5 protein-coding genes are annotated in these 3,574 nt (G+C 69.3%); 3 read left to right on the top strand and 2 right to left on the bottom strand.

Annotation, left to right across the window (positions count from 1 at the left end; all coding sequences use genetic code 11):
- Window positions 1-704, bottom strand: a 704-nt coding sequence (locus AC27VN_RS35890) for an acyl-CoA dehydrogenase family protein (RefSeq protein ID WP_490879709.1), incomplete at its 3' end; no start/stop codon positions are given.
- A gap of 261 nt (window positions 705-965) precedes the next feature.
- Between AC27VN_RS35890 and AC27VN_RS35885 the strand changes: the two genes are divergently transcribed.
- Genes AC27VN_RS35885 through AC27VN_RS35875 form a run of 3 tightly spaced genes read left to right on the top strand, consistent with a single transcriptional unit; the run spans window position 966 to window position 2,666 of the window.
- Complete coding sequence (locus AC27VN_RS35885; protein WP_398492378.1) at window positions 966-1,391, top strand: VOC family protein; 426 nt, start codon at window positions 966-968, stop codon at window positions 1,389-1,391.
- A gap of 11 nt (window positions 1,392-1,402) precedes the next feature.
- On the top strand, window positions 1,403-1,924 hold the full coding sequence (locus AC27VN_RS35880) for a flavin reductase family protein (protein WP_296779024.1): 522 nt from the start codon (window positions 1,403-1,405) through the stop codon (window positions 1,922-1,924).
- Between the two features lie 58 nt (window positions 1,925-1,982).
- Window positions 1,983-2,666: a TetR/AcrR family transcriptional regulator gene (locus AC27VN_RS35875; RefSeq protein ID WP_490879708.1), complete on the top strand. Its 684-nt coding sequence runs from the start codon at window positions 1,983-1,985 to the stop codon at window positions 2,664-2,666.
- 13 nt (window positions 2,667-2,679) lie between these two features.
- On the opposite strand, the gene AC27VN_RS35870 is transcribed toward AC27VN_RS35875, so the two are convergent.
- Window positions 2,680-3,402: a GntR family transcriptional regulator gene (locus tag AC27VN_RS35870; RefSeq protein ID WP_203203138.1), complete on the bottom strand. Its 723-nt coding sequence runs from the start codon at window positions 3,400-3,402 to the stop codon at window positions 2,680-2,682.
- Window positions 3,403-3,574 lie beyond the last annotated feature (172 nt).

Genomic DNA, 3,574 nt, shown 5'->3' with positions numbered 1-3,574 from the left:
GGCGCCGCGTGCAGGGCCAGGCCCGGTGCCTGCGCGGCGGCGACCTCGTCGAAGGACAGGCTGCGGTAGCCGGGCACGAAGGCCTTGCCGACCGCGACGTCCTTGCTGCCGGTGGCGCGCAGGCCCACCACGTGCCAGGTGTCGAGCACCTCGTAGTCCTTGCGCGGCAGCAGGAAGTAGCGCGGCCGCGGCGGCTCGCCGGGCGCGTCGCCGGCCATGGCGCCGAGCACGCACCAGCCGCAGGGATCGATGCCGCTGGAGAACGGCCACTGCCCCTCGAGCTCGTAGCCGCCGTCGACCTGGCGCGCCGTGCCGCGCGCGAAGATGTACGAGGAGCCGACCAGCGTGTCGGGCGAGGGGCCCCAGACCTCCTGCTGCGCCCGGTCCGGCCAGAGCGCGAGGAACTGGTGGTGATAGGCCAGGTTCGACAGCACCCAGGCGCTCGAGGCGCAGCCCTGCGCGATCTCCGCGCAGATGTCGAAGAAATCGGCCGGGTGCAGTTCGGCGCCGCCCACGCGCGCCGGCTGCAGCGCGCGGAACAGGCCCGCGCGATGGAAGTCGGCGATGGTCTCGTCGGGCACGCGGCGCAACCGTTCGGCCTGCGCGGCGCGTTGCCGCAGCACGGGCTGGAGTTCGCGCGCGCGCCGCAGCAGTTCGCTGGCGGCGGTGTCGGATGAAGTGCGGGAGGGAGCCTGTGTTTGCATGGTGGACGCGGCGGGTGGTGAGTCGTTGCGTCCGGATGCTAGTGATAGAACTATCAATTATTTATAGGGTTATCACCATGCGTGCAGGCATCCAACGCATCCTGAATCAATTGTTAATGCCTTGAATGAGGCATCTAGCCTGCAGGCGCCTGGAAAGGCGGCAGGATATTTTGGTGATAACCCTATAAAGAAAGAGCGGGCCGTTCGATACGATCGCCCGAGGCCGGCAATCGCGCCCCAGGCCACTCACGGGAGTTCTTCATGGGCATTCGCAGACTCGAACACTTCAACATCCGCACCGAACGGCTCGAGGCCACGCTGGATTTCTATACGCGCGTGCTGCTGCTGCGCGACGGGCCGCGGCCCGGCAATCCGCCGCGCGCGACCGGCGCCTGGCTCTACGACGCGGACGACGTGCCGGTGGTCCACGTCACGGCCTTCGACCGCAACGATGCGCAGCGGCTGGCCTGGATCAACGACTACCTGGGCCCGCGCGATCCCGATTCGTTGCACGGCAGCGGCGCCATCGACCACGTGGCGCTGCTGGCCGAGGGCTACGAGGACACCATCGCGCGCTGCCGGGCGCTCGGCGTGCCGTACCGCGAACGGCTGGTCGCGGCGCTGGACCTGCGGCAGATCTTCGTCACCGATCCCAACGGGATCTCGATCGAACTCAACTACCGCTGAGCCGCCACGCCATGCACGCAGCCACTCCTTCCGCCATCGACCGCCGGCAGTTGCGCGACGTCTTCGGCGCCTACATCACGGGCGTCGCCGTCATCACCACGCTCGACGCCGAGGGCCGCCCCTGCGGCGTGACGGCCAACTCCTTCAGCTCGGTGTCGCTCGATCCGCCGCTGGTGCTCTGGAGCCAGGCACTCAATGCGCGCAGCTTCCCCGCCTTCAGCCGGCACGAGCGCTTCGTCGTGAACGTGCTCGCGAAGCACCAGCGCGAGCTCTCGCAGCGCTTCGCGACGCCGGGCGCCGACAAGTTCGCCGGCGTCGAGTGCCGCCCGGGCATCGGCGGCCTGCCGATCCTCGCGGACTGCTGCGCCCATTTCGAATGCCGCAAGGTCACGACCTGGCCCGGCGGCGACCACGCGGTGTTCCTGGGACTGATCGAGCGTTTCGAGCGCTCGGCCGCCGAGGGCCTGGCCTTCGGCGGCGGCCGCTACCTGGTCACGCGGGCCCATGCGGAGGCGGCGGGCGCGCCCGGGTGAACTGGTATCGTGCCGGCTCCCGCCGCACCGGCACCGGCCACCTTCCCAGCGATCTCGCATGCCTCGCGCCCCTTCCGCTTCCAGACCCACGGACTCCGCGGCCCCCGCCACCGGCGGCGTGGTGCGCCTGCGGCGCGCCGACCGCGAGCGCGAGATCGTGCAGGGCGCGATCCAGTACTTCGCCGACGTCGGCTTCGCGGGCGACACCACCGGCCTGGCGCGCCAGCTCGGCGTGGCCCAGCCGCTGCTCTATCGCTACTTCCAGAACAAGGAGGCGCTGATCGAGCGCGTGTTCCAGGAGACCTTCCTGTCGAACTGGAATCCGCTGTGGGAGGAAATGATCCTCGCGCCCGAGCAGGCCGTCGCGCAGCGCCTGCTCGAGTTCCACCGCGACTTCGCGCGCGTGCACCTGCGGCGCGAGCGCGTGCGGCTGTCGCTGTTCTTCGCCCTGCACGGCTGGGACATGTCGCCGTATTTCCGCGTCATGCGCCAGCGCGTCTACGAACCGATCGCGCTGTCGTTGCGCCAGTACACGGAAGCCGGCCGCGACGGCCAGCCCTTCGCGGTGCAGGAGATCGAGCTCGCGAAGACGGTGGTCGAGAAGATCCAGTACCACGGCATCCGCCAGTGGGTCTACGGCCTGCCGGTGCCCGAGATCGAGCCCGTGATCCAGGCCAGCGTGGCCAGCCTGCTCGACGGCGTGGGCGCGGTGCTGGGCAAGCCGGCGGCCAAGTCCTCGTGAGCGCGGGCGCCGCCTAGGCGCCGTTGCTCAAGGCCAGCGGCGGATCCTGCGCGACCGCGCTGCCGGCGCGCTCGTCGAGCACGCGCTGGTAGTTGTCGCGCAGCAGGATGCCCGCGTAATACACGTGCTCGCGCATGAGCTGTTCGGCGCGCGCCGCGTCGCCGTCGATCACGGCCTGCACGATGCGGTGGTGGTCGTCGTGCGAACGCAGGATCACGCCGTGGTCGTGCCACAGCATGATGCGGTCGGAGGCGAAGGGCACGGCCTGCGCCTGCGCGCCGAAGCGCACCACCCACGGGTTGCGCGCGCCCTGCATCAGCGTGTTGTGCAGCGTCACGTTCATCTGCTGGTAGGGCGCGAGGTCGTCGAGCAGCAGCTGTCCCTTGGCCAGGATCTCGTCGCCGGTGCGCAGGCAGTCGCGCAGCAGCGCGGCGGTCGCGTCGTCCACGCCGAGCGCGGCGAAGCGCCGGCAGGCCAGGCCCTCGAGCACCGAGCGCACCTCGTAGGCGGCCAGGATGTCCTCGAGCGCGAAGGCGCGCACCAGGTAGCCCTTCTTCGGCTGGTGATCGATCAGCCCTTCCATCGCCAGCGCGGCGAGCGCGGCGCGCACCGGCGTGCGCGACACCTTGAGGGTTTCGGCGATCGGCACCTCCTCCACCCGCGTGCCCGGCGTGAGCCGTCCGTGCAGGATCCAGGTGCGCAGCGTCTCGGTGACTTGTTGGGAGAGTGTGTCCATGTCAGGTATACATGATGCCGTGGAAACTGGTTCAATAGTCGTCGAATAAGGGAAAACGAGGGCGTCCAAAGATAGGCATGTATACACAATGCGGTCCTCGATTCACTTTCACGCCGCATCCGACGCGGCTTCGGAGACCTCGCATCCCATGGCGGAACATCATGCACAAGCC

It is taken from the genome of Variovorax sp. 20P10.2.4 (assembly GCF_058244205.1).
Note: the sequence above shows the minus strand (reverse complement) of the source record. Positions and strands in the feature narration are given on the sequence as shown.